18 protein-coding genes and 2 pseudogenes are annotated in these 23085 nt (G+C 53.4%); 3 read left to right on the plus strand and 17 right to left on the minus strand.

The genetic code is table 11. From position 1 onward, the window contains the following. Positions 1-2: 2 nt before the first annotated feature. From MHM97_RS11520 to MHM97_RS11560, 9 genes and pseudogenes are all read right to left on the minus strand, one after another. Positions 3-237, minus strand: a pseudogene (locus MHM97_RS11520) (IS5/IS1182 family transposase); the annotation flags it as partial. Between the two features lie 65 nt (positions 238-302). After that, a pseudogene (locus tag MHM97_RS11525) lies at positions 303-1269 on the minus strand (IS5 family transposase). Between the two features lie 528 nt (positions 1270-1797). Continuing rightward, on the minus strand, positions 1798-2337 hold the full coding sequence (locus tag MHM97_RS11530) for an AAA family ATPase (RefSeq protein ID WP_239322507.1): 540 nt from the start codon (positions 2335-2337) through the stop codon (positions 1798-1800). A gap of 408 nt (positions 2338-2745) precedes the next feature. After that, entirely contained in the window at positions 2746-3426 is a 681-nt protein-coding gene (locus tag MHM97_RS11535; protein ID WP_239322508.1) for a hypothetical protein, read from the minus strand. A 21-nt stretch (positions 3427-3447) separates the two neighbouring features. Beyond that, positions 3448-4557 (minus strand): TniQ family protein, encoded by a 1110-nt coding sequence (locus MHM97_RS11540; protein WP_239322509.1) that lies wholly within the window; start codon positions 4555-4557, stop codon positions 3448-3450. Beyond that, the gene (locus tag MHM97_RS11545) at positions 4554-5507 is read right to left on the minus strand and encodes an ATP-binding protein (protein ID WP_239322510.1); all 954 of its coding nucleotides are present in this window, start codon (positions 5505-5507) and stop codon (positions 4554-4556) included. The genes MHM97_RS11540 and MHM97_RS11545 overlap by 4 nt, the downstream gene beginning before the upstream one ends. Continuing rightward, positions 5497-7641 carry a hypothetical protein gene (locus tag MHM97_RS11550; protein ID WP_239322511.1) on the minus strand — a complete coding sequence of 715 codons (2145 nt, stop codon included), beginning with the start codon at positions 7639-7641 and terminating at the stop codon, positions 5497-5499. The genes MHM97_RS11545 and MHM97_RS11550 overlap by 11 nt, the downstream gene beginning before the upstream one ends. Further along, positions 7638-8048 (minus strand): TnsA endonuclease N-terminal domain-containing protein, encoded by a 411-nt coding sequence (locus tag MHM97_RS11555; protein ID WP_239322512.1) that lies wholly within the window; start codon positions 8046-8048, stop codon positions 7638-7640. The genes MHM97_RS11550 and MHM97_RS11555 overlap by 4 nt, the downstream gene beginning before the upstream one ends. A gap of 311 nt (positions 8049-8359) precedes the next feature. Then, positions 8360-8566, minus strand: a complete 207-nt coding sequence (locus MHM97_RS11560) for a helix-turn-helix domain-containing protein (protein ID WP_239322513.1) — start codon at positions 8564-8566, stop codon at positions 8360-8362. Between the two features lie 206 nt (positions 8567-8772). Here MHM97_RS11560 and MHM97_RS11565 point away from each other — a divergent pair, with 206 nt between their 5' ends. Continuing rightward, positions 8773-9384, plus strand: a complete 612-nt coding sequence (locus tag MHM97_RS11565) for a hypothetical protein (RefSeq protein ID WP_239322514.1) — start codon at positions 8773-8775, stop codon at positions 9382-9384. A gap of 68 nt (positions 9385-9452) precedes the next feature. On the opposite strand, the gene MHM97_RS11570 is transcribed toward MHM97_RS11565, so the two are convergent. The 4 genes from MHM97_RS11570 to MHM97_RS11585 form a co-directional block, all read right to left on the minus strand. Next, positions 9453-10238 carry a hypothetical protein gene (locus MHM97_RS11570; RefSeq protein ID WP_239322515.1) on the minus strand — a complete coding sequence of 262 codons (786 nt, stop codon included), beginning with the start codon at positions 10236-10238 and terminating at the stop codon, positions 9453-9455. A 573-nt stretch (positions 10239-10811) separates the two neighbouring features. Then, positions 10812-11072, minus strand: a complete 261-nt coding sequence (locus MHM97_RS11575; protein ID WP_239322516.1) for a hypothetical protein — start codon at positions 11070-11072, stop codon at positions 10812-10814. Between the two features lie 50 nt (positions 11073-11122). After that, complete coding sequence (locus MHM97_RS11580) at positions 11123-12121, minus strand: hypothetical protein (RefSeq protein WP_239322517.1); 999 nt, start codon at positions 12119-12121, stop codon at positions 11123-11125. A 66-nt stretch (positions 12122-12187) separates the two neighbouring features. Next, positions 12188-14407 (minus strand): DEAD/DEAH box helicase, encoded by a 2220-nt coding sequence (locus MHM97_RS11585; RefSeq protein WP_239322518.1) that lies wholly within the window; start codon positions 14405-14407, stop codon positions 12188-12190. A gap of 591 nt (positions 14408-14998) precedes the next feature. Between MHM97_RS11585 and MHM97_RS22875 the strand changes: the two genes are divergently transcribed. After that, positions 14999-15517, plus strand: coding sequence for a tyrosine-type recombinase/integrase (locus MHM97_RS22875; RefSeq protein ID WP_370645724.1), 519 nt, complete (start codon positions 14999-15001; stop codon positions 15515-15517). A gap of 398 nt (positions 15518-15915) precedes the next feature. After that, positions 15916-16533, plus strand: coding sequence for a hypothetical protein (locus MHM97_RS11595; protein ID WP_239322520.1), 618 nt, complete (start codon positions 15916-15918; stop codon positions 16531-16533). Between the two features lie 42 nt (positions 16534-16575). Here the strand turns inward: MHM97_RS11595 and MHM97_RS11600 are convergent, their stop codons facing one another. The 4 genes from MHM97_RS11600 to MHM97_RS11615 all read right to left on the minus strand — a co-directional run bounded on the left by MHM97_RS11600 (position 16576) and on the right by MHM97_RS11615 (position 22789). Then, a complete protein-coding gene (locus MHM97_RS11600) occupies positions 16576-17469 on the minus strand; it encodes a 3'-5' exonuclease (protein ID WP_239322521.1) in 894 nt (297 codons plus the stop codon). Between the two features lie 89 nt (positions 17470-17558). Beyond that, the gene (locus tag MHM97_RS11605) at positions 17559-18470 is read right to left on the minus strand and encodes a hypothetical protein (RefSeq protein ID WP_239322522.1); all 912 of its coding nucleotides are present in this window, start codon (positions 18468-18470) and stop codon (positions 17559-17561) included. Continuing rightward, positions 18471-21725 carry an RNA-directed DNA polymerase gene (locus MHM97_RS11610; protein ID WP_239322523.1) on the minus strand — a complete coding sequence of 1085 codons (3255 nt, stop codon included), beginning with the start codon at positions 21723-21725 and terminating at the stop codon, positions 18471-18473. It lies immediately after the preceding gene. Then, positions 21722-22789, minus strand: coding sequence for a toprim domain-containing protein (locus MHM97_RS11615; RefSeq protein ID WP_239322524.1), 1068 nt, complete (start codon positions 22787-22789; stop codon positions 21722-21724). Before MHM97_RS11615 ends, MHM97_RS11610 begins: the two co-directional genes overlap by 4 nt. Positions 22790-23085 lie beyond the last annotated feature (296 nt).

A 23085-nucleotide genomic window follows, 5' to 3' on the forward strand; every position in this document is an offset into this window, starting at 1 on the left:
GCTCAGGACTCAAAGCAGAAAATAACAAGCGCTACGAGTGCGATGGCGGAGGAGAGAGTTTTTGGGGCACCGGTAGTATCTGGTTGCGACACGTCGTCGATCTTAGAGCCGGTCAAGCATTATCCCGGTGTGTTTGCGGTGTTTGTAGCGACGCTTGTGATGCTTTAGCGATGTTTTGCGCTCCTTCCGGCCGGGGGAGCAGGCGCGTGTCCCTCTATTTTGCAGGGCTTCGCGGAACTAGTCGGCGTGGCTTTGTTGCACAAACCGGTTTATGGGCGTGCTTCCCCTTTCCCCGGGCGGATTTAGCCTATGGGCCCGGTGACAGGTATGCTGAGGGCTGTGTAGCGGTTGAGCACGGAGATGCGGATTTGGATTTCCGCGACCTGTCTATCGAAGTCCCGCGCCATGAGCCTTTGACCCATCAGTTTCACGCAGTGCATTTTGCTCTCGACGCGGCTTCGGCGGTGGTATCCTGACCGCTTTCGCCACAGGCACACCCCAGGTAACGAGACGCACGCACTGCTTCTTTGCGTGTGATAGCGCCTGCACTGGTGGGCTTCCAGGGCTTGGCGTTCCTGCGCGGCGGGGTCACAGCATGTGCATCCCGGACGGCAACGGCCTCGTGGCATTTGCGTGTGTCGTATGCTCCGTTGGAAGTCACTGATCCGATTGTCCGGGGGGGTGACCCAACAGTTCGGGCAGCATTGGCGCATCACTGACATTGCTGCTTGTGACCTCCACGGCGCGCACTTCCAGCGTTCATTCATCAATACCGATGTGTGTCTTGCGCCAAATCCGGCGTTTCGGACCGCCATGCTTGCGCGTTTGTCGGGAAACACTCCCCCAGACTGTTTTCTGATCCTCCGCACTCCACTCGCCTTCACCCTCGGCCTTGATGCCGGTACTATCGATCAGGAGATTGAACGGGCCGGTACCGCCTCGACACGGCAGGCATACATTCAGCGTTTTCTGGCGGCGGCAAAACGTGCTGTAATCTGGCACAGCCCAATCCAGCCCAACCAGCCGCAGGAGGCTCTGACCGAAACCCGTCTTCTGTCTCAACGGCATACCAAACAGCACCTTCATCGTGAGGCAAGTCTGGATCGCCGCATCGCTGAAGCTTCGCTGCCGACCGCGCTTGCCGCTGGGCGGCGGCGTCCAAACCATCTCCGGATCAAACCAGATCGATAGCGATCCGCGCTGCTTAAATGCATCATTGTAGGACGACCAGTTCGTGGTCTCGTATTTCGTAGGGGCCCAACTGCTCATACATACCGGGTATCACGCTGGATTGATGAGATGAATCCCAGGGAACGATCTGTACAACAAACCCCGTCTGTGCACGCAGCTTCAAGGAAAACTTCCGTGTCCGGTATAGTTCACCAAGTCGGAGGTTTGATCGCTTGGGCGGAGACCGTCGAGCCGGACTATGGTGCGCGCGCATTTGAGAACTTTGAGTCGGTTGACTGGCCGCCATTGGAGCCGAACCGTCTCCTAGGTCATCGAGACTGAAAGCCAGGGTCGCATGAAGCTACAAACCAACCAAAATGTTTGAGTTAACTAGGGGCTGAGGCAAGCGCAATAACAGTGAAAGTCGTCGTTTGCTGCGAATTATAGAATCGTTCGCTTGTTCGCTTCGCGGTTGCCGCGAATGCCCGGATCGACGGGCGGCGCCGCGGCATCTGGATGTCAAGGCGGATGTCGGCATTGGAGCCGTGAGTGTCGGGCAGCGGGAGGCCGGAGGGACCATGCGGTTTGTCTGCTTCAGCAGTTTCGCCACGGCAACTAGAGATGACGTCAATTTGCCAGTTGCTTACAGACAAAGTCGGCGCGTGTTACAATGTCGGTGCACGGCAGCTCCGTGATTTTGTATCCGAGGGCGGTGTAGGTCTCGCGCAGGACGGCACAGGTCGCTTCGGCTTCGGCGCGAGTCTGCTTGCGTTCGCTGTCTTGCGTGAAGATCTCATCCCAGAACGGCGCCAGGAAGACGCGACGGTTGTAGTGGGCTGCCTTGGCTGCTGCGGCGACGTGGGGCGGCACGGGGAGGCCGCAGAGCTTAAGGTAGCCAAGAGTGTCGGGAATGCCGCGGTCGAAGATTGTGGGGCCTGAGAGCGCCCGTGCGGCGCTGTAGGTGCGCAGGTCCCGCTCCAGCAGCCGTTCGGCATAGGCCGTGCGATCCGCCCAGGGGAGGGCGTCTCCGCCGCTGGCCATCTCCTCTCGGATGATCGTGCGGCCGGATTCGGGCACAGTGTGGAAGCCGCGGCAGGCAAGCTCGGTGATGAGGCTGGTCTTGCCCGTACCGGGGCCGCCCGTCACGACAAAGAAATGGTCGCTCATGGGCCATCCTCGGTTTTGACAGAGGGGAGGGCTGCGAAGCGATCAACACGCCGAAAAGGCGCGGATCGTATTAGCACGGGTTTTTGTATGAAAAACAGCACCTGTCTGCGCGACAGAGGCAAATCCCTTGACGAGAAAGGCAGAGCTATCTGGCGCTTTTAAGGAAGTGGGAAGGGGCACATAGTTTTGCCTCTGAGCGCCAAAATTTCCTTTTGAAGTCAGTGCCCCGAAATCTCGATGCTGAACTGAAGCTGCCTTTTTCGTCAGATAAGGTTGCCTCTCGGAAGATATGAAAAAAGCCGACGCAGTGGTCGGCTTTCTCAAGGGTTATCGTGTCAGAAGGTTCTGGGGATGGAATGCACAGGCTTCGGCCCCATCAGGCAGCAAATCCCACCATCATTCCTGACCTCATCTATCGTTCACATCGCGGCGGCGGAAGATGATCCGGTTTTCGCCGTTGAAGATGAGTGGTTCGACGCCGTTCTTGTAAAGCTCGCGGCAGAGATTGGCGGGATCGCGTCGTAACTCGCGGGCAAGATCGGTAGCAGAGATGTAGTGCTCGGCGAAGATTGTGACGGAGGCCTCATCGACCACCCGCCAGCGTTCTGAGGACTTTTGGCTCTTTGGAGCAGCACTCAAGTAGGCTGCGTTCACCAAATTGCGGATTGTAGCGGTATCGACTCCTAGCTTGCCGGCAGCCTCCGACATGCTGATCGCACCAGCTGAGTTCTGGCCTATGGCCGTTTTGGCCCGCTCGACAGATATCAGGAAATCGTTGAACCTTGCGTCTGCGCCCGTAGCACAGCGTAGCGGAATGTCGTGTTCGAAAATCAGATGCAGGAGTTCGAGGGTCGAGCATTGGCACGCGGGCGTGGCCGCAACGAGGGAAACCTCATCATTGGCCGGTTCCAAATCAGGGCGTGTTTGGCGGTATAAGCGACCGATAAAGGCGTCGAGATCTTCCCTTCGGAAATACGGCGCGTTTCGGGCCATCTCTCCTGCCTTCTTGATGAGCCCTTCCACGACGAACGTGCGCAGCAGGTGGATGTCCAGCCCGAGATAGTCTGCCGCATCGAACCCGCGTAGCACGCCGTTGGTTTCATTGGCGAGCTATTGCAGCGTCTCCCGTGACGGGTAGCGATGATAGGTGATGGCACCGGATTTTCCCGATTTCGAGATGTCACCACGCTCCAGAAGTTTATGGCGCAGCATCCGTTCGTCGATGCCGTAGGCCTTCGCGCCTTTTCGAAGGGAATACACCTGTTGCCTGTCGCAACGTATCCGCAGGACTGTGCTACCGACGAGCACGGGATAGGTCCGCAGGATGTAGTCGAAGACCATCTGACGGATGTCATCGAAGGCAGCATCATCCTCACGCTGGGATAGCCAGGTCAGGAAAGAACCTGCAATCGCACCGTAGGTGTGACAGCCAGGGCCTGCCTTTAAGCGAAGCTCTTCAAGCACTGCGACCATCTGATCAGGTCCGTTGCATAGGACGTCGTATCCGGCTGCACCGGCCTCAAGCCATTGTCGTTCGGTCGTTTCAGCTCGACTGGCTTTGGGGCCTCGCGTCAGCAAAAGGCCGAAATTTTCGCAAAGCTGTGCCGCGACATGGAACTCCAGCGTGTCGAGCCAACGGCCCGCAGACGCGCCATCCAATCGGCCAAGGAGGTAGCGCTCCAGAGATCGCGCTTCTTCGGCAACGATCTGAATGTCGTCTATGTCCATGTTGTCGACCATCCGCGCGAAATCATAGCTGTGCTTGTGATGCGAGGGAGGCGGGACCTCGATCAACATGCAGGAATGGTGGGCGCAGGTTCGGATAGAAGTGAGTTGCCATGCCCCGAGATGAAACGGGCCATGGGCACCCTGCTCTGAAAGAGCTTCAGCGGCACATTTCGGGCATCCTCTGATCGTGCTTCGGCTGTAGGCCGTGAACCTCGGCGCTTCTGCCCCCAGCTGATAATTCGTCTTCGACGGGGCGTGGGGTGTCCAAGTGCGGAGTGTGGTGGGAGCGCACCCGGCGAGTGCGGCAACCCGCTCGATCTCCACCGGGTCGCCGACTTTCAAGGCGCGATAGGAAATGCTCATGTCGGCGCAGAAGGACTGAAGACTTGCCGTCCCATTCTTCCGCGCGATGCGGGATGCAAGCGACGTCGCGCTTTCACCGGGTACCGGAGTGACGTTGAGTGGAAGCGGCTTGAGGGGGGACAACATCATGTGCGGTTCTCCCGAGAAAACACTTGGCGGGCGTCGATGCGCATGAAGTCCGGCACGAGAAACGGGTTGAACTCGGCATCGCAGGAGCTCCGCCGATGGTAGGCCCTGATGAAATTGTGCCGGTTCAGCGTTTCCTGCCCCTGCAGGTAGGCATCCTCAATTGCGTCCAGGATCAAGAAGATGGCGTTGCCGAACTGGTTGGCCGCAGCATGGACCAAGCGTTCGCCGTGGATTAACTCCAGAACGTCATCCTCTGGTTCGAGCTTCGCCCGTTCGCAGTAGTTCTCGAGCAGGTCGAGAATATCATCACCATATGCGGCAGGGGATAGGCTCTCGAACCGAACGGTCCTCATGCGCCGAGCGAGCTGGTGGTCGTGGTTGAGGATGTCTTCCAGCTCGTTTGTGCCCGACAGAATGATCCCAACTGGCCATTCCGGGTCCGTCATCAGAGTCTTCAGCATGGATGTCACCGAATCTAGCTCGTGCTTGGTGCCCCGCGACGCCAGGTCCTGCGCCTCGTCGAGATGCACGAACAGGACACGCCGCTCCTTGAGGTGATGTTGGACCAAGTCCCAGATGTACCAAGCATGGCGATCGGCACCGATAGGGTAGCCTAGCGCCCGAAGGAGCATCTGTCCGACGAATTTCAGAGTTGCGGGTGATGGCACCCGCAAGCTGATGATGGTTGAATCTCCGTAACCTCGATCGGCCAGTCTCTGGCTTTGCTGGGAACGAAGATGGTTGATTGCCGCGCTTTTTCCGGCCCCGGAATGCCCGGACAGGGCAAGCCCTTGTGCCTCGTTGATACGACCGGTTTGGATATCTACGAGCCTTTTCTCGGCGAGGATGGAGAACCCTTCTGCCAGTGGAACGAAGCGCTCGTGATCGACGAAGTACCCCTTCAGTTCAGCGATCCGCTGGGCTGCTTGGATGATCAGATCATTTTCCATCGTTGAACCCCCAGCGTCTGCGGTTCTTGCTTCTCGTTCGACGCTCGGATACCGGCCCGTCATCGTCGCTGCCCGGCTTCCGAGATGTGCCCTTTGGCGGAGTAATGGAGATCGCGTCTCTGAGCAGGTCGTTGCTCGGCGGCATGTATCCCAACCGCTGCTCATCAGAGCGGAGCGGATAGTGCAGCGCCGCATCAGCGCGGGCGACTTCCACGTCGGTCACATGGAAAGGTGTCAGGGCGCGCAGCGAGAATGCGCGGCGGTTCGCGTCTGATATCCGCGCGATAGCCCGCTGGACCTTGGGCGCGTCCAACTTCGCAGCACGCGCATGTGCGTGACGAACGGCCCGAACGCCTTCACGCAGCTCGTCGAAGCTCACGCCCTCGAAGCCGGGTTGATTGGCGAGCGCCGGATACCAGGTTGCGCCGACCTTGACGGCGATCCACCCGATGTCCTGCAGATCGACCCTGATTTCCACCTCCCGTATGGGAGAGTGCAGATAGGCTTCCCGCAGCGCCTCGCAGCTATAGCTGAGCCCCGAGAACAGCACGCCCTCGTCATTGAGCTTCCGGGGCATCGGCCTGCCGAATGCCTTCCTGAGGGTCAAACCATCCGGCACCGGAGGCGTCCCGTGTTTAGCCGCCAGCCGCTTCCAGGCTGCATTCGGGGTTTCCCCGTTCAGAGAGCCATGCGGTTGGTTGTGGTAGATATCAACGATATAGGTCAGCAGGACCTTGATCAGGTCGTCATCACACAGACAGGCGAGCATTTCTGAAGGATAGTCACCGCGATTAACAGTGTCGAAGAAGGTCCGGCCTGCCAGCCGCGGCATGAGCTGATGCCCGAGAGTGCGGAAGAAGGACTCGATGTGCCCCCGCATCCAGGGGATACCAGCGGGCGGCAAGTGCGACGTGACCCCAAGTGACGCTACCGTTGCTTGGAAGGCATCCGAGACGAAGGCAGGCCCCATGTCGGTCACGAGGGTTCCGATCCCACCGTGATGATGCCATGTGCTCTCGCATTCGGCCGCCTGGGCCAGCGGGGTCTTGTCCTCGAAAATCTGCCGCAGCGCGCGGATCGCATCATCCGAGTTTGGATTGTCGGCCAGTCGCATCGAAACGACACATTTCGTGGCGCAGTCGATCGCAAGATACATCCAGCGCCGCCCTGTCTCGAATTTCTTCTGCCGATCTGGGGGCAGGTGTTCCCAGATGCCTGTCAGCGTCAGTAACGACATGACGTCGAGCTTGTTTTCATCCATCTCGACCCGCTCCATGGGGCGCACGACATCAGGACCGTTGCTGCTCATGGCAAATTTCCTGGCGGCCGCAGATGCGCCAAATCGTTTTGTGCAGACGTAGAATGGGTCTGCCGAGTCCAATCGGCGTTTAACGCTGGAGGCAGAAGGGATCGCGAGCGGCGTTGCTCCCGCGCTGGCTCTACGCGCGTTCTCTTCGGCGAACAGCGCCCGAGTCTCCTGAATAGACTGGACCTTGGTTGGTTGCTGCGTGTCGGCGTAAATCTCGATGACCTGGTTCATCAGGGCTTCCGCCTTCGGACACCAGCGCCGGCTCCGATTGCCGGATAGGTGAGTGGCCGGAATGAGAGAAAGTGCAGAGTAGCCTGCAGCCTGATAGGAGCGGACCCACTGCAAGACCGTTCGGCTTCCCGGCAGCTTACGAACTCTTATTTCCTTGCCCGGTCGTATCTTGGCAAAGGCCGCTGCGCCTTCGCCAACGAGCCTGGCCGTCACTGATGCGAGGTGCGCTTTGGCCTGCTCATATGCCCGCTGCGTGCGTTTGACGAGGCCCGCAGCTTCGAGAGCCAGGAAGGCGTCACAGACGGCCTTCCGCCAGATCACCAGCCGTGCGGTCTTTTCCGACAGTTCGCTGATGACCTCTACCGGCTTGTTGCGACGCGCCTCTTGCGTAGCCCGGTCAAAATATCCTGGAAAATATTTGGTATCTGGGCGACGCATCATCTCAGCAAGTTCTCGGTGAGAAAAAGCCTCTGTGACCCCGGGCTGGCCCACACGCCCATAGATACCGCCGTGCTCGTTGGTCTCAATCGGGTAGATCGCGACACCCGCAGTGATAATCATGTCAGAGGTCGACAAGCGGAAGTGAGGGATCATGCTGCGGCCTCCACTAGAGAGGGGCGCGACCAAGCGAGCGTCCGCGCCGCTTCAGCGGCAGCCTGTCGGTCAATGTGCTGGTCCGTAACGAGCAGCACGCGATCCGCAAATGACTTGGATACTGCCGCAGAGACAGCTTCGAGCTCGGATGCAAAGTTCAGCTTCAGTACACGCGGCATGGGTTTGATGGCCACGGCGATGCGCTCCCCGTCAGTTTTCGTGACCAAGAAATCGAAGACATGTCGCGCGGGGCGGCCGTCAGTGCCGACATAGGATATCGCCGGGGGTTGTTCGCGGATGTGGTGCACGTCGTCGCGTACCAACATCAGGCAGAGGAAAGCGTATTCGAGCGCACTCTCGAAGTGGATGATGCGCGGGCGCTCGAAGCCGGGCAGCAGTGCGACCATCGAGCCGCGAAGGCTCCCTTTTGAACGGCGCGCAGGCACCCGGGTCGCGTGGCTCGGCTCCGGCCCGCGGTAGAATAAGGTGTTGTACATGATGATTGGAGCGCACCTCACCTAGGCGCCGACCTATGTGGATCGGAACAGGTGCGGGGCGGCATCCCCTATGTTTGAGATGAGTTTAGCTGCCCTGCCGAGAGACGCCTCGGCAGGTTGACTTTTCGTGAGACTCAGGGGATGAATAAGGGGTCGCGACCAACGACACTTATTCAAAAGGCCTTCCTGTTAGCGCAGGAGGGTCTTTTTATTTCCCCATGTCAGGTGTTGTTTGCCGCGCTGTCCTCCTCTGCTGGGTAACGGTCGGGAAAAAGCTCAGCCGGGGTCTTCTCGACAGCATCGGCAAGGGCCCTCTCGATTTTCGAAGACCTGCGCAGGCCTTGGCTGACCAGCGTAACTGTCGAACGCAGAACCTCCAGCTCGCGGGCGACTGAGGCGATGGATTTGCCACGTAGACGTAGCTCCATTTTCAGGCGTTCATGAGCTGGATTCACTGTGTGTGACATTGACGCTGTAACCATGATTGCTGGGACTTCGTGATCCGGAGGGAATCAGCTATCAACGAATCAGTCAAGGATAACTGTTTAGAATCATGTGGTTAAAATCTGCGGCAAAATTCTCATGATGGATGGCGGTAGAATTTCACCGGAGTTTTTAGTCAGAGGAAGGGTCTATGGCCGAAGCAAAACACCATCTGGAGGTTTCTGGCGATTTCGTCATCATCTTTGCGGATGGCGACGGTCAAGGCGTCCATCACTCTGAACTCATCGAACTAATGAAGCTTAGCCGGTCGCTGGCTGAGGTTCGGAAACGTTTCGTCGGCAGTCGGACCAATCTGATCGAGACGTTGGAGCACTTCGGCTATGATTTCGACGCGCTGCTCCAATCCCAGTTTCGGGAGGGTTATCGCGACACGACCCTGGCGAAGCTACATCGCGTTGATCCGAAATGGATCGCTCGTAAGCGGGAGGCACTGGGCTTTCCGAACACGCCTGGACGGTCGCGTGTGGAGTTCTCGTCTGAACAAGTTAGAATAGCATATGACGCCGCCGGCAGCTTCGCCGGTGCCGCAAGGTTGATGGGTATCAATCGGCAAACGTTCAGAAAGTTATACGCCCACGCGACCGAGAAAATGGGACTGGGGCAAGATGACACCTTGGACCGGAATCTAGAGAATGACCGTCTCGCAAAGGCGCGAGCGGCAGCTCGCTGCGTCGGCTCCAAGGTTTATTCTTCTGGGGATGAGCTGAAGAAGTTTTTCGACGACGAGTGGGGTGAGGGTTAATCGCGGCATACAGTCGCCAGTACCGTATTGAGATGGATGAATTAAGGTTGAAAAAATTATCGCAATCCTCAGGAAACCCCTTTCAGAAATGCCTCGCCAACTTCTTCCGCCTCAATTTCAATCAATCCCTCATCATGTAGAATTTTTGTCGCGACTACGAGGAGGGATTTCTCATCATCAATAAGTTTTCCAATTCCAAGTGCGCCGTGAACTTCGTCTGCGATGAAGGTCATCTGGCAAATGTAAGACACATGCAGAGCATATAGGTTCCGCGCAAGTTCACGATGGAATAGTGGGACTACAGACGGCCCTTTCCTGTCGCCCATCTCCGTGGCGATTATGTCGTGCATGAGCCGGGATTGAGAAACATGCGCCGCACCGCTCAGTTCACCATAGACCTTGCCCATGTTTTTCAGTCGGCCGATGGTTGCGTGTGGTGTTTTGCCGTCTTTTCGTTTCGAAACCCCGAGTTCCTGTACCGCTGAGATCAACTCATGCTCTTGTCTCAGAAGGGTCGCAGCCTGCGCGAATAGTCCTTCAATAATCGCGATTTCACAAAGATTCATACCGTGCATGAAGTGCGTTATAAGGTCAATCTGTTGTGCCGGGGCGCCGGTTACTTCATCAAATTGCCGCCCGCAGCAACGTGAGATGAAGTTTAGAAATGCACTGCAAGCCGACGCATGCGCCTGTGTCAGGATGATATCATTCTCTTTGAACGCCTCTCGGTTTTTAGCGCATTGCTCCGCGTGCTTCCCCATAAGAATTGAGACAGGTGCCAACGTCTTCTCACCCCAATTCTTCATTTGGGAAATAATGTCATCCCCATAGCTGAGTTCTTTTTTTGCTTCCACTACTGAAACTCCATTGTCGGGAAACACTGTTCGAGAATAACTTCTTATTTATTGGATCGTTATCAACGCGCCTGAGCGCTAAGATGTCACGATTCGATCCTAATGTTGTCTGTGCGTCTCTATCCTGTGCATGTGCATCTAGGAACCCTCTCGTTTGGACCGCCTATGCATCGCGGTAGGTTGCTGCTCGGTGTTATTGCACCTAATCAAGCTCGCGAGAAGGCCGGTCGCACCTATCACGGACGCCATTCTGGATGGTATGACAAACGTCTGTTTGAAGTAGAGGACAGGGTTGCTCTTGCGGCCGTAGCGACAGGCGGCTCTCCGCCCTCTTCAATCTCCGTGGCCAGCGCAGTGAGCGACAGCGCTCCGCCCGCTTCTACTAGACGTCTCGCTGTCGCGGCATGGATCGTGCTGGTGTCCGGCAATCGGCTTACTTGCGTCCGTAAGGGGATGGCCCTGTGGAACGGTACCAGCCGCTGTAACAGTGTCCCTGCCAAGTTTTTGGAACGCAGCAGATGGCGGGTCACCAGTCTTTGGGGGGCAGAGCAGACGGCAACCCTTCGTGGGTGTTCAAGCGGAAGTAATAGAGAAACGCGTCTGGAGGGCCTTCATGCCCGAGGAGGCCAGCGCATTCGGCGTCCAAGCTTTCAAGTGTAGCGGTATCTCCACTATCAGATACCGCATCAATGCGCTGAGCCAGGTAACCAATTTGCATATCTGAATCCACAGGTTTCTTTGCTTTTCGCCTTGCTCCTTCACGCTGCGCTCGGTCGGAATAAATCCGTTTGTGATCGCAACATTTACGTTCTTGTCGGCATTCAAAATGCCCATTCAGGCGAAGCTTGCTCACGCGGGAAATCTTGCCGTGTGCTGAGAATTTTCTAAGAACCGATGAAGCGAAAATCAGCCTCCGTGGTTCGTTTCAAAAAGAGTTCAGTGTTGGCGAGCAGCTTGGCCATAGCTGGAGAGTACGTCGCTCCACTGACGGATGGCTGAACGATAACTACACAAAAACTCAGCTTCGCCTTTCGCGACTTGTCGACAAAGTAAGACAGCTTCTTGAGGTCACCCTTTAGTAGTCGTGAGGCCCCTTGCTTAGCCCATTTTTCATGCCGCTTTCTAAGTGATGTTGCCAGCTTCGGTAAACCTTCGTGCTTCACGACGATGGACTTTTGGGCCTGCCCGCAAACCTCATATAGGTTGGCGATCAGCCCCGACACCTTTCCCTCGCTAGCATATTTGCAGTGTATCAACGTTAGACGGATCTCGTCTTCGCTTACATCCTTGAGGCCAACAAGATCTGCAGCCTCACCAGCGCCGTCGTCGTTGAAAACCATGTCGTGCTCGGCTTCTAAAAGCTCAAAGCTACGATACTGCACCGTATCCCGCTTGTTGCTTTTCCCCATTGACTCCTGACCTAAGTCAACGCCGTTCCAATCGACGACCTCAAGGCGCTCATATGGAAAATCATCAGCTTTTAGGTCGAAAGGGATGTGGAACTTATTGTAAGAATAAGTGCCGTCGGCGTAGCGGATCAAAAGCGAGTCAACCACCATCTGCTCTTGAAAGTCTCTAAGACGTTCTTTGCTGATTTGAAATTTGATATCCTCTCCTGCAACAGGCTCATGAAAATAGCCGTTAGTTACTTTCGCATCAATTTTGAAACGAAACTGTGCAGCGTGGTTTTCGCTATAAATAGAGTAGAGGATTGCCCCATCGGTCTCTACGCCATCGATGCGCAGATCGGCCATATACAATGGAACAGCTACATCACCGAAATAGATGGAAAGATAGTTTGAAAATGAGCTCTGCAGGTATTCTCCCCATTGGATGGAGATGGGGTGTTCATCATAGGGAGCTTTGAGTGTTTGCGGCCTCAAGAAGCCAATAGTGATATTACTCGAGTCCTCACGTGTGTCTTCGAGCTTTTGGAGTGTTCGCGAACATCATTTCATCCAATCATCAATTGATCCGCTGCTCTGCTGCCAGATTTTTCCCTTCTTCTGCGCGGCTCCCCACAGAACCTTTTCACCGTCTTCGTAACCCATGAAAGCAATGTTGTTTAGTGCAGACTCCGCCTTCTCGATACTAGCCAGCCCTTCTGTCACATTAGGGCCAAAGTAAGACGTAAAGCTGATAGCACCCAAACGAGAGGAGTCGAGATTCTTTGCAAGTGGAAGTTGAGCGTTGCTAAGAATCCGGAAAATTGGATCTCCGGTGAGAAGTTCCGTTTCGTCTCCACAAACCGCTTTCGCAATTGAGCCAACACGCATCGCGTCATAAGAACTCGAGTTCATAAAGAGCGTTTTGTTCTCTTCATCCCAGAATGCGACCAGGAGCTCATAGGAACTCTCTTTCAAGTTTTCATAACGCCCCCATTTTACTCGACTTTCCAAATATCCAACAACAATGAGGACATTGTCTTTCTCGCTTAGCGCGTGCCAGTACGTTCCGGAACCTTTCAGCACTTCGGCATATGTCAGCGGGTTCCAATCCACGCACTTTGTTCTATAGACTTGCGTTGAGAGATTGGGGGTGAGATTCCACAATGAGAGCTTTTCATGAAGCATGCCGCTCTTCTTGAGCCTTTCTATTACATCTTGGAGCTGCAATTCTCCCTGAATTTTGTTCTCGCTCAGACGGCTAATCACACGATCCCAATCAGCTCCTTCAGCGTAGAGGTCACTGAGGCTTCTCTCCGCGTTTGTGTCGGCGATGTTCACTACCACCGCCGCATCACCTACGTTGTCGGCCTTTCGTGTAAAACGCCCAACAAACTGAAGTGTCACAGCCAAGCTCTTGTGATTTTCATGAGTTGCCGCAACTTTCAGGTTGGGAAGATCAAAACCTTCGCCCAACATGTTTACGCACACAACTATCCTGGATGTACCTGCCTCGAGGCTCATGAGGGAATCGAGTGCATTTCGATTGATAGAAGCACGACCAGTACCAGTATATACGGCTACAGGATGAAACTCGGGAGCAAGTTTCTGGTATATCTGAAGCACCTCTTCAGCTCGCTCCCAGCCCGTTACTCGGGCCATCATGAAATGCTCATGACCCCGTGAAATGTCCGAGCGAAAAATTTCTAAGGCCCGTTCAGCTATGGCGTAGTCGCGGGTTTCAGTTTCTCCGAACTCCTCCACTGTTTCAAGTCGGATCGGCTTGTAGTACCCATCCTTCTGGGCATCGCTAAGCCGATAATTAAAGATAATCCGGCCACCAATATGCTTGCGATCTTGTCGGAACGGAGTTGCAGTAAACTGAACAATCTTCCGCCTTGCGAACTTGTCTTTTACTCTCTGCCAACTTGACGCTGAGACGTGATGGGCCTCATCAACATACAGGTCGCTACAGTTCTGACACAGCTTCTCAAAAACAGCGTCACTGCAGGACGCGAGTGTGTTTGGGAGAGTGACTATGACGTTGGTATTTTGAATAATTTCATCGAGAGTATCTAGGCTTTTGATACCTTCTTTAAGTTTAAGGACGCTTGGATTGAATGCCTCAGGAGCGACAGATCCAATCTCTCTAAGGATTCCGAGATTTTCAAATTTCTTGGATATCTGGTCCCTCAGCGCATCGGAAGGCACAAGTACGAGAAGTTTAGGAATTCTCCGATACACCAGAGAGGCCAGCATTGTCTCGGTTTTTCCCTTGCCAGTCGGCAGAACAACCGTTGCGGCCTCAAATTCCGCTCCTACTGCGAAGTGTGCGGAGATTGCATGAAGAGATCCAATCTGTGGGCGGCGAAGGCCGGCAACATTCAGTTCTGGTGCAAATTCATTGAAACTGAAACCCGCTACCCACGAAGCGCAAATATTATCTGGAGTAAATATATCTTGCTCTAGTACTCCGGTGTTTTCTAGCTGTAGATCATCGAGTACTTGCAACTTGTGCCAGTCTTCGATGCCACCTGTTGCAAGAACCAACTCTTCTTGCTCAATTCTTCTCACCCCTTTCGGGCGAAGCAGCATCGTGTCGAAAGGTGGCTTGCAATTGGTAACAATCCGTTTGTAGCTGCTTTGCGGGATATCATAAATTTCTGCCTTGGTCTGAAAACTCTCAAAGAGCGTATGGCGAAGGGTCGAAGCACCGTACTTCTTGGTCTTCATAGGGAGCGCGGGCACACGGATCGTACCGCGCCATAGTGGAAACAAATTCATTCACCTTACCTTGCCCAAAGCTATGCATGCTTAAGCATAACCAGTCTGAGGTATACTTCGCCTCTCAATTTCAATCCCGGAACGTCTTCAGCTACCTCAGTCCGGAATCTTCCAAATCCAACTTCCGCTTCCATTAAGTGAGCGTTTTGTGCTGGCCTGCAGCTAATGTCTGCTTTCCACCCCTTGTGTCGGCGCTTGGCATCTTGGATGGACGTCGCAGCGGGGCCCCAAAGGACTTAGCCGAGCCTCGCCGCGAATGGGTCGTGGCATCGCGAGTCTGAAGATCACTTCCAAAGAGGTAGGCTTACCTCGTGGCGACGAACATGCGCGAGCTTCCTCGACGCTCAAGCGACTCTTTACACTTCGTGTGTTTTTAAAGAGTTGTTCAGGGCCAAGCTTTGCTAGGCAGAGACTTGCGAGAGGCAACCGAACCATGCCCAATCGGCGAAGTGTTAAGAGTGTGGATGACCGGCCGACTGACGCCCACGCGCGGAGCCGGGACTACCTTGGTCAACCGAATATCGACCGGCTTCTCGCTGCCGGCAAAAAAAAGGCCGCCACGGGGTTCGCGACCACCTTTTGATCCTGATGATGTTTCGGCATGGACTGCGCGCCTCCGAAGTGATCGCGCTTCGTCGGCAAGACGTGGATCTCGCGCAGTCGCGGATCTGGGTCGCACGACTGAAGAACGGGCTCAGCGTTGAGCAGCCGGTCGCCGGCGAAGAGCTGCGGGCTATCAAGCGCTGGCTCGCGCGCCGGGATGATGCACTGCCCTGGCTCTTCGTCTCCGAGCGCAAGCTGCCGCTCACGCGGCAGGCTGTAAACTACATCGTCGGAGCTGCCGGCACTCGTGCCGGACTCGAGCGCGTCTACCCACATATGCTTCGCCATTCCTGCGGTTTCGCTCTGGCCAACAAGGGCCGCGATTTGCGAGTCATCCAGGACTACCTCGGCCACCGAGATCCCCGTCACACAGCGCACTATACGCGGACGGCGGCGCACCGGTTCGATGATCTGTGGTATCGGCAGCTGCAGTGGCTGCGAAGTGGAGAAAGGGCAGATTCTGGACCTTCACTGCGCCCTCAGAGAATGGCAGCTGTGCGCGAATAGCGTCAATTACAAGCTCGGGCTCCTTTGGCGCTTCGGGTGGTGCTAGGCGGCCTCGAACCGACATTTGCGTTACGCGACTATGGACTGAAAGCAACTAGCTTGCGGACGAATGCTTGGCGTCAGACAAGGCGAGCCTAGCGTTGCGGTAAACCGGTTCGGAAAATGGAGACCAACCTAGGAACCGTGAGCGCGGTGAGTGCTAGCCTCGACGGGAAGCCAGCGCCTACGTGTCTTGAACCTGCGAACACGCATCCACGATACATCGGTTTTGAGACTGGGCCACTGCGAAACATTAGGATAGTGTGAGCCAAATTCGGTTGTGACAGCGCAATGAGTTTTCTAAGTAAAAGAAAGCTATTCTCAAATACCCAAAATAAACCTGCAGCAGGCTGAATCCCTTGTTCTTGACCTTCCTCACCAATCTGTTTCCTCATGTATCTTCATTGCTTCTGGGTGTTGGCTCTTCATTCTTCGCATGGTGGCTCTTGCAACACTATCTAACGCCTCATGCATCTTTCTCTCAAGAGCTTGCCAAATACAAAGTTCCCGGAGGTGGGACAATTTACCTCAGCGCCTTCAAAAACACAGGTAGGCGTCGAATGGTCGATATTGAAGTGATCGCGAGGATTGGCGTTAGGGAATACAATGGCGCAGCAGGCTGGGCATATTTCTCTGTCCGAACAAATGCCGCCCGGCTACCCGAGTTGGAAAAAGATAGACGCGGTGTCGTCAGAATATTCGACGACCGAGAGGAGCTTTCCTTTTTGGATGCACCATCAAAGGGGTTGCGTGATGAAGTTGAGCGATGTGGTGATTTGGAGGAAATTCTGTGCCTCGGCATCGATGCCACCATTGAGATTCACGTTTTTTGCACAGACTCATTCAGTGGAACTAGGCGCCATATGAAATCGCAAGAGTACAACAGGCTCAGTATAAGAAACGGGCGCTTTCGAGGTCTAAATGTTGTCAATGCCAATGACGCTGGTGGACGTGTGCATTCTCGCAGTGCGCTATAAGATCGCATACGGAATCGGCCAGCGATCTATTTTGGATCGACGCTACGAGACTCGAAATCTGTCCCTGGGACTCACTTTTTGAACTCGTGGGGCCCCCCGGCCCATATAAATCATATTTTCTAGCCACTCGAGAAGATGGTTAAGCTCTGTTTCCGGCACTTCCATCGCCCAAAACCGTTCCTTGGTGTTCCATGCGAAGCCATGCGATTTCAACGCGTCTTTTTTCTCAAAAGGAGCACCAACCGCCTCAACACGGACGCTCGCCTCAAGTACGCGAGTAAGCAGGACGTTCAGGATGCTACCAGACGCCCCCGCATCCTGTCGCAGCAGCGCCACAACCGCCGCAACGTCGTTGGCAGCTCTATGCCCGCCAAAAAACATTCCGGATTGCATCAGTAGGTAGCCAAGATTGCGGCCATCGAATCCCAAATTCAGCCAATCAATCTGAGTAAGTGAGCAGGCCCAAATCTTTGAGTCTAGCTGCGAAAATCTCCGGTCTACGAACGGCCTATCAAATTGTGCGTTGTGGGCTATGATCACGTCCGCAGTTTCAAGAGCTGCGGTGATCTCATCATCCGCAAAGCTCCTGCCAGAAACCTGTGACCTGTCGATTCCAGTAATTTTGACTATCGCCGGTGGGATTTCGGAACTTGGTTCCTCCAGCCACGACTTCGGTCTTTCAACCTCAATGATCTTGCGCTCAGCATTAAATATAACGCGCTGAACTGCTATTTCAATTAACTCTGACGCTTCAAAGTCCAACCCAGTCGTTTCAGTGTCGACAATTGCTGCGATTCTTTCATCATCAGCAACCGGCCGCAATTCCTCAACCCCTTCCTCAACGTTAAGCCGTCTCAGAACTCGAAACTGATCGCTGGCATTTAGGCGCTCAATACATCTTTCAGCATCGTTCGCACTTATCTCACCCGAAGCCATAGAAGCTCACCTCCATACATTCTTCAAAAGCGGAGCAAGGGAGTGCGACGTGAAATAAGGGCGCAGTGGTATGTGGAGATGTCAAAGCGTCAAACTCTTTCAGTATTCGAGTTTAGACTGATAATGGAATCGAAGCCCGGAGGTCGACTCTTGAATTCTGGTTTATTACTTCCACTCTGGTGGGCGGCAAGTTCCGACACCGGAAGTTCAACAATTTGAAAATTTGGAAGCTTTAGTCCGCTATGCTTATAAACTGTCCTCAGGTGTGGAGCGCGAAAAGGGCTGACAGCCAGTGAACCGCCGAAGTGCCCACAGTTACAAACAACAACATTGCAGAACAGCATGCGTGATAGCGCCTCCGCGGCATGTTCAAAAGACGTAGTATCCCGATTGTACGCTAAGATGAACAACGTTTGTACCTTCGCTCGGTACATAGCTAAACGATCTAGGTCAAGAAAGTCATAGCATACAGCAACGCCGAACTTACCCAATTCAGGGCTTTCAAAGAGCCAGACTGTTGGTTGATTTAAGAACTTTACTGGGCCTGACTGGATCTCTGAAAGTTTTTTCAGCTCACCTGGGGCAGGGTAAGTTTTTCCGACATATCGCACACCAGTAGAACGAGAGCGTCGAACGCCGCCGAGGGAATGCGGAACAATAACAACAGCTTCATTTGAGACTGATGGCTGCGCAGTTGACCTATTAATCTTGTAGTCCAATCCTCCAATAAAAATAGCGCCGAGACTTTCCGAAGCTTTTCGAAATCTGCCCTCGAAGCCAAGTGGAATGGAGAGCTCTGGGAAAAGTACGAAGTCAGGAACTACTTCAGAAGAACGAATGGATGCTAAGAAGTGGCGTATCTCCCTTTTAGCCGCTCGCTCCTCGATCTCCGATATTTTTACGCAGTCCTCCCAACTCGACGAACCACTATCTTGCCAAGCGCAGTCAGCGTTCAGTGATGTCTGGACGATGCATACCTTAATATCTTTTCTTAGTGCCAATTATCGACCTCCCCCATCAGAATCTTCCTCCAATTTAGAGGCGAAGTCAGCCAGCTTGAACGGAATTAACTGCCGTGGTTGCCCTAGCGTAACTGAAATCTGATTTTCCTCTAGAACATCTCTGGCATGCTCAATCTCCTTCAACAAGTCCTCAGGTCCATTCAGCTCAGGTGGATCAAATTCAGTATCATTCGGAGCCTCTCCATCATTGTTTCCGAAGTAACTTGGTCTTTCCTTCATTAATCGTGTCTCAGCAGCACGCCCCCCAAGACAAGCCTCGATCACACGAAGAGTGAGAGAAGAAATCGGAACTCTCTCAAACCATTCTCTCTTGGTCAGTGGGTGAACACTTTCGTTACCCCTAATATTCCAAATCGAAGGTGAAGAATGATTAAGTCGCACCATTCCCAAAATAAAGCGACCAATTGCGGAAAGCTGACGTTCCGAAATATTACCTACGGGGTCTTTCTCACCCTTCGCGAACCGGTAGTCGCTCACTCCAAAATTCCCAGAGTTTATTTTGACACCATTTTCATTCAATCTGATCTTTTCTTGCCACGTTGACCAGTTCATGACTTGCTTGTCGACAGATGCATCTGATCTTAGAATCCAGTTCATCGGCAGAAAGACGTTCTTGGGGTGAATGTACAACAGGTCCGCATCGTCAATATTCTCGCCGAACTGAAGACGTGATTGGATCATCTGGCATGCGATCTCCAGTGCAGTCCATTCACTTCGACGTGGGTCAAAGTAGTCAAGTTCAGATGCGTATTTAGTCCACTCTTCAACCGAAATATAGTTATCCGGCCGCGCCTGCAGCGCGCTCCACGCGCCTTGCGCGCTCTCGTACTTCGAGGAAAGACCGGACAAAATCTCGTGCTTGTCTTGCTCTCGTCCATCAACTACGTCTCGCAACCATCCCGCGTCACTTTCCGTGCTTCCAACGCCAGAATTCAGCATCTCAACAAGCTCATTTTCCGAAATGCAATGAGGGTAGCGCCTCACAGCCAGCGCATCGTTTTTGGCGGACAAATCAAATCCTTTGGCGAAGCTGCTCCAAGCGATAGTTGGTCCTCCAGCAAGCTGCAGTAGCTCTTCAGCGGCGTGTGCCCAAACTCCGGAGGATCTGCCGGTGGCGGCGATCCAATCGTCTGAAGATGCCTCCAAGGGGAGCGGCAACAGTCGTAGTGCAACTTCCTCGAGCCTCTTTGGCAAGCTTGTGCCATACGAACTGTCTCGCAGCTCTGCGCCGCACTGTCGTAGCGCGACGCTAAACTCGATGCGTGCCTTGCGGTGAAACCAGCTTTCATTGGTGTCTTTAGCAAGGAAATCCGACAGGTCTATCTTCGAAATCGTCGTGAGATGCGCGAATGCGGCATTCGTGTCGGACCTTAACAATCCGTCGGATTTCAGCTTGGTGGTTGATGAAAGGCTTAATCTGGCAAGTATTTGGAAGGAAAGACCTGAGTAATAGGATGCCCACGAAAAATTGCCACTGGATCTCGTTTCAGCTATCCAGCTGCCGACGTCTTTCAAGCCATCGTAGCCAGTGACTTGTAAATACCTCTGTATCTTAAAGAATAACCGCGCTTTCCCGGGGTGGTCCCTGAAGGATTGCATCAAAAGGTCGAAGCACCTCTTTAGATGCTGGTGCTCAGATTTCTTAAAGTTTCGAGCCATTTCGTTGATGCTTTCCTTGAGCATCTGTAGCTCTTCCTCGACCTCATTATCAACTATTCCAGATTGCGTATGAAGCGCTGCTTTACGTGTTAGTTCGATTTCTCTGCGCGTAGCAGTCACTATGCCGTCTGTCTCTTGAATAAGGATTGGCGCCAAAGCTGCAATCTGTCCCGCCGCAAATGCTGCGCGTGTATCTGGACGAATTTCTCTTTCTGGAATGTCAGCTAGTAGCAGCCACTCAAGCATCTTGAAGCGGTCTTCAAGATCTCTGTCGTCCAAAACTTCTAGGTCTGTTGCGGCGATCGCTGAAACCTGTGTAAGCGTCTTTGTCATAAGCTTCGTTGGATTTCGGCCGTCAATCTTTGTATCTCGAATAGCGGCGCTTCGCGATTTCACCTGTGTAGCGCTTGCGTTGCTATTAGAAAAAGCACCATCGGTCATGGCGCTCGAGCGCCGCTTTAACCAATCGCTCAATGAAGGCGGATCAACTTTCTTCTCGTTCACCACTGCACCGACTGCCTCTTCCTCCAGCAAGTTTTGGTACCAATCAATCCAATTGCATAAGATGTCGAAGTCGTAGCTTAGAATCGTATGATCATCTACGAACCTGAAATGCGCAATATTCCTTCTCTCTTTGAGGCTTTTTTGAACCGCCCTGTCGACCTCGATCATAACGCAGTTAGACAGAAAGCCAGAAACATATAGCCCGGTTGGGATCCCATTGACTTTGGTTTTCAAAAATCTTGGTTCAACGTTTTCGAGTGCGCTCGTGGTTACGTCTGACATGTCGATCTTGAAATCTAAAAGGGAATCAAGCAGACGCTCCATTCGTGGGTCGGACGTTGCCCCTTCATTTTTCAAGATTCGCTTCAGCGTATTAGTGTTGATACTTGGGTAAAACTGCTTCAGGTCGATTGAAGCATGATATAGCTCTCCCGACGGGGGCGACTTCTTCGACGGGTGATTAAAGAAATCCGGAGAAAAATAGATAAGATTGCTTTCGTCGGCTGCTAATCCAGCAAGTCGCTCCGCGTCGTCCATTTCGTCATCACGCAGCCTTCTCCGGAGAGCCATCATGCGGGTGGTAAGGGATACGTGTCTTCTAAACAGAGGCCAGCTGTTCTGAAATTTCTTGTATAAGTTCCCGCTTGAATGACGATAAGGTCCGAATTCGAGTTTTGACTGGGTGTTGGGTTTTCGCTCATACCAAGCCGCTCGATACAATCTATTCCCATAGCTCCAGGCCTCCATCTTTTCGTCCAATAGTGGGCCGACAGCATTTACAAATGCCATCCATGCGACCTGATCTCTTGTGGAAATGTGGTAATACTGCCGATCGACAGTTTTGCCTTCTTGATATTTCTTAGGGCGAGGTAGAGGTCGGATCTTGTCGAGCTTATACTTGCCAAGAGCCATCTCCTCTCGAATCCTATTTAGGTTGTCTTCTAGATTTAGCTCGAATTCATAGAATTCACCGTGATCTAAATAGCCATCTGAAGCCTGATGCATTCTCCGAACTTTTTTCCAGGCAAAGTTCATATTTTCGGGAAGGGAAAGTCTGTCATATGCGGTCATTGTGGCGCTCTTATGCTGACAAGATATTCGTTAACATCCTTTATTTCTGACGCTGGTCGACTAAGCCTGACTGCAGAGACGCCGTAGGTTGCAAGTCGTTCCTTGAGGGACTTTACTCTCTTCTCTCCCGCATCATCCCAATCCAAAAGGATATCAACGCGACGATTCCGCATCGCCTTTACCATTTCCTCTGGAATCTCAGAGCTTACTCCCATTAAGGCAATTGCATCATAATCAAAATGAGTTGCCGATATGGCATCCAAGATGCCTTCGCAGATGGCAATTTTTTTCGCGCTAGGGGAGCTGAGAACGTCGACGTTGTATATCTTTTTTCGGCGTGACCGTAAATTCCACCATCGGATTCCGTTGGCCTCGTTCTTGATTTTTCGAGATTGAAGGTAAACAATCTTCCCTTCCTCCATGAACGGGAAAACTAGAGAGCCCGGGGAGAAAACACCTCTAATGTCGCCTGGCGTCGATTTCGCCGTCAATAGTCCGGATTTCTCGAGGCGGTCAAAGCCGTACACCTCAGCCAACTCGATCATTGCCGAGTTCTTGGGTGCTTGGTGAATCATGAATCTATTGATGTACTCTCGATCTATAGCACGGCCCGCCAGATATTGGACCCCACTTTCTTGAATAGGAGATATCGATAGGTAGGATTCGTACAAATCACTGTCCGCGTCGCTCTCTAATTGATTGTCCTGTGGTTGAGGTGCCTTCTTGACTTTCGGCGGAGTTCGCTTCGATGACGGGCCGACCAGCCTGCGCCGTTTGGCGCTAGAAATGGATATACCTTCATGCTCGGCGAGCCATTTTTTGGCCTCGAAAAATGAGAGAGCCAGAGTTTCTTTCACTAAGTCAATGCTTCCGCCCGATCTGTTGCACCCAAAGCATTGCCATTTCGTTCCAGGTTTGAAAATTTGAAATGACGGACTTCTATCAGGGTGATCTGGGAAAGGGCAGGAGGCCGAACCTATATTGGGCAATTTATAACCGAGATGCGCGGCAACTCTATGTATGGGCGTGTTGTTCAGTAGTTTGGTTTCTTCTTTAATTGTCACTTGATAGCCTCAAAACCCGCCCTGCGCTCCCCTCTGGAGGGTGTAGCACGCATCTACTTACTCTTGAAGTCGACTTGGATTAAGCGTCCACCTGTGAACGCAGTTCATGGCAGCGGCTTCCAATACCATGAGAGCGCATTGGCTTCGCGCCGCGACTTCAAACGCAGGTGAAGCATAGCCCGAAACAGTCGCAGCCTCCCTTGTGACTAGCCCGCGACGCGATCCTGTCCGCAACATGGGCTTCTCGGTCATTCTTGCAATACGCACTGAAAGACCGATTTCCACGCGACCTGCAT

This window comes from Epibacterium sp. Ofav1-8, assembly GCF_022348185.1.
Taxonomy (GTDB): domain Bacteria; phylum Pseudomonadota; class Alphaproteobacteria; order Rhodobacterales; family Rhodobacteraceae; genus Epibacterium.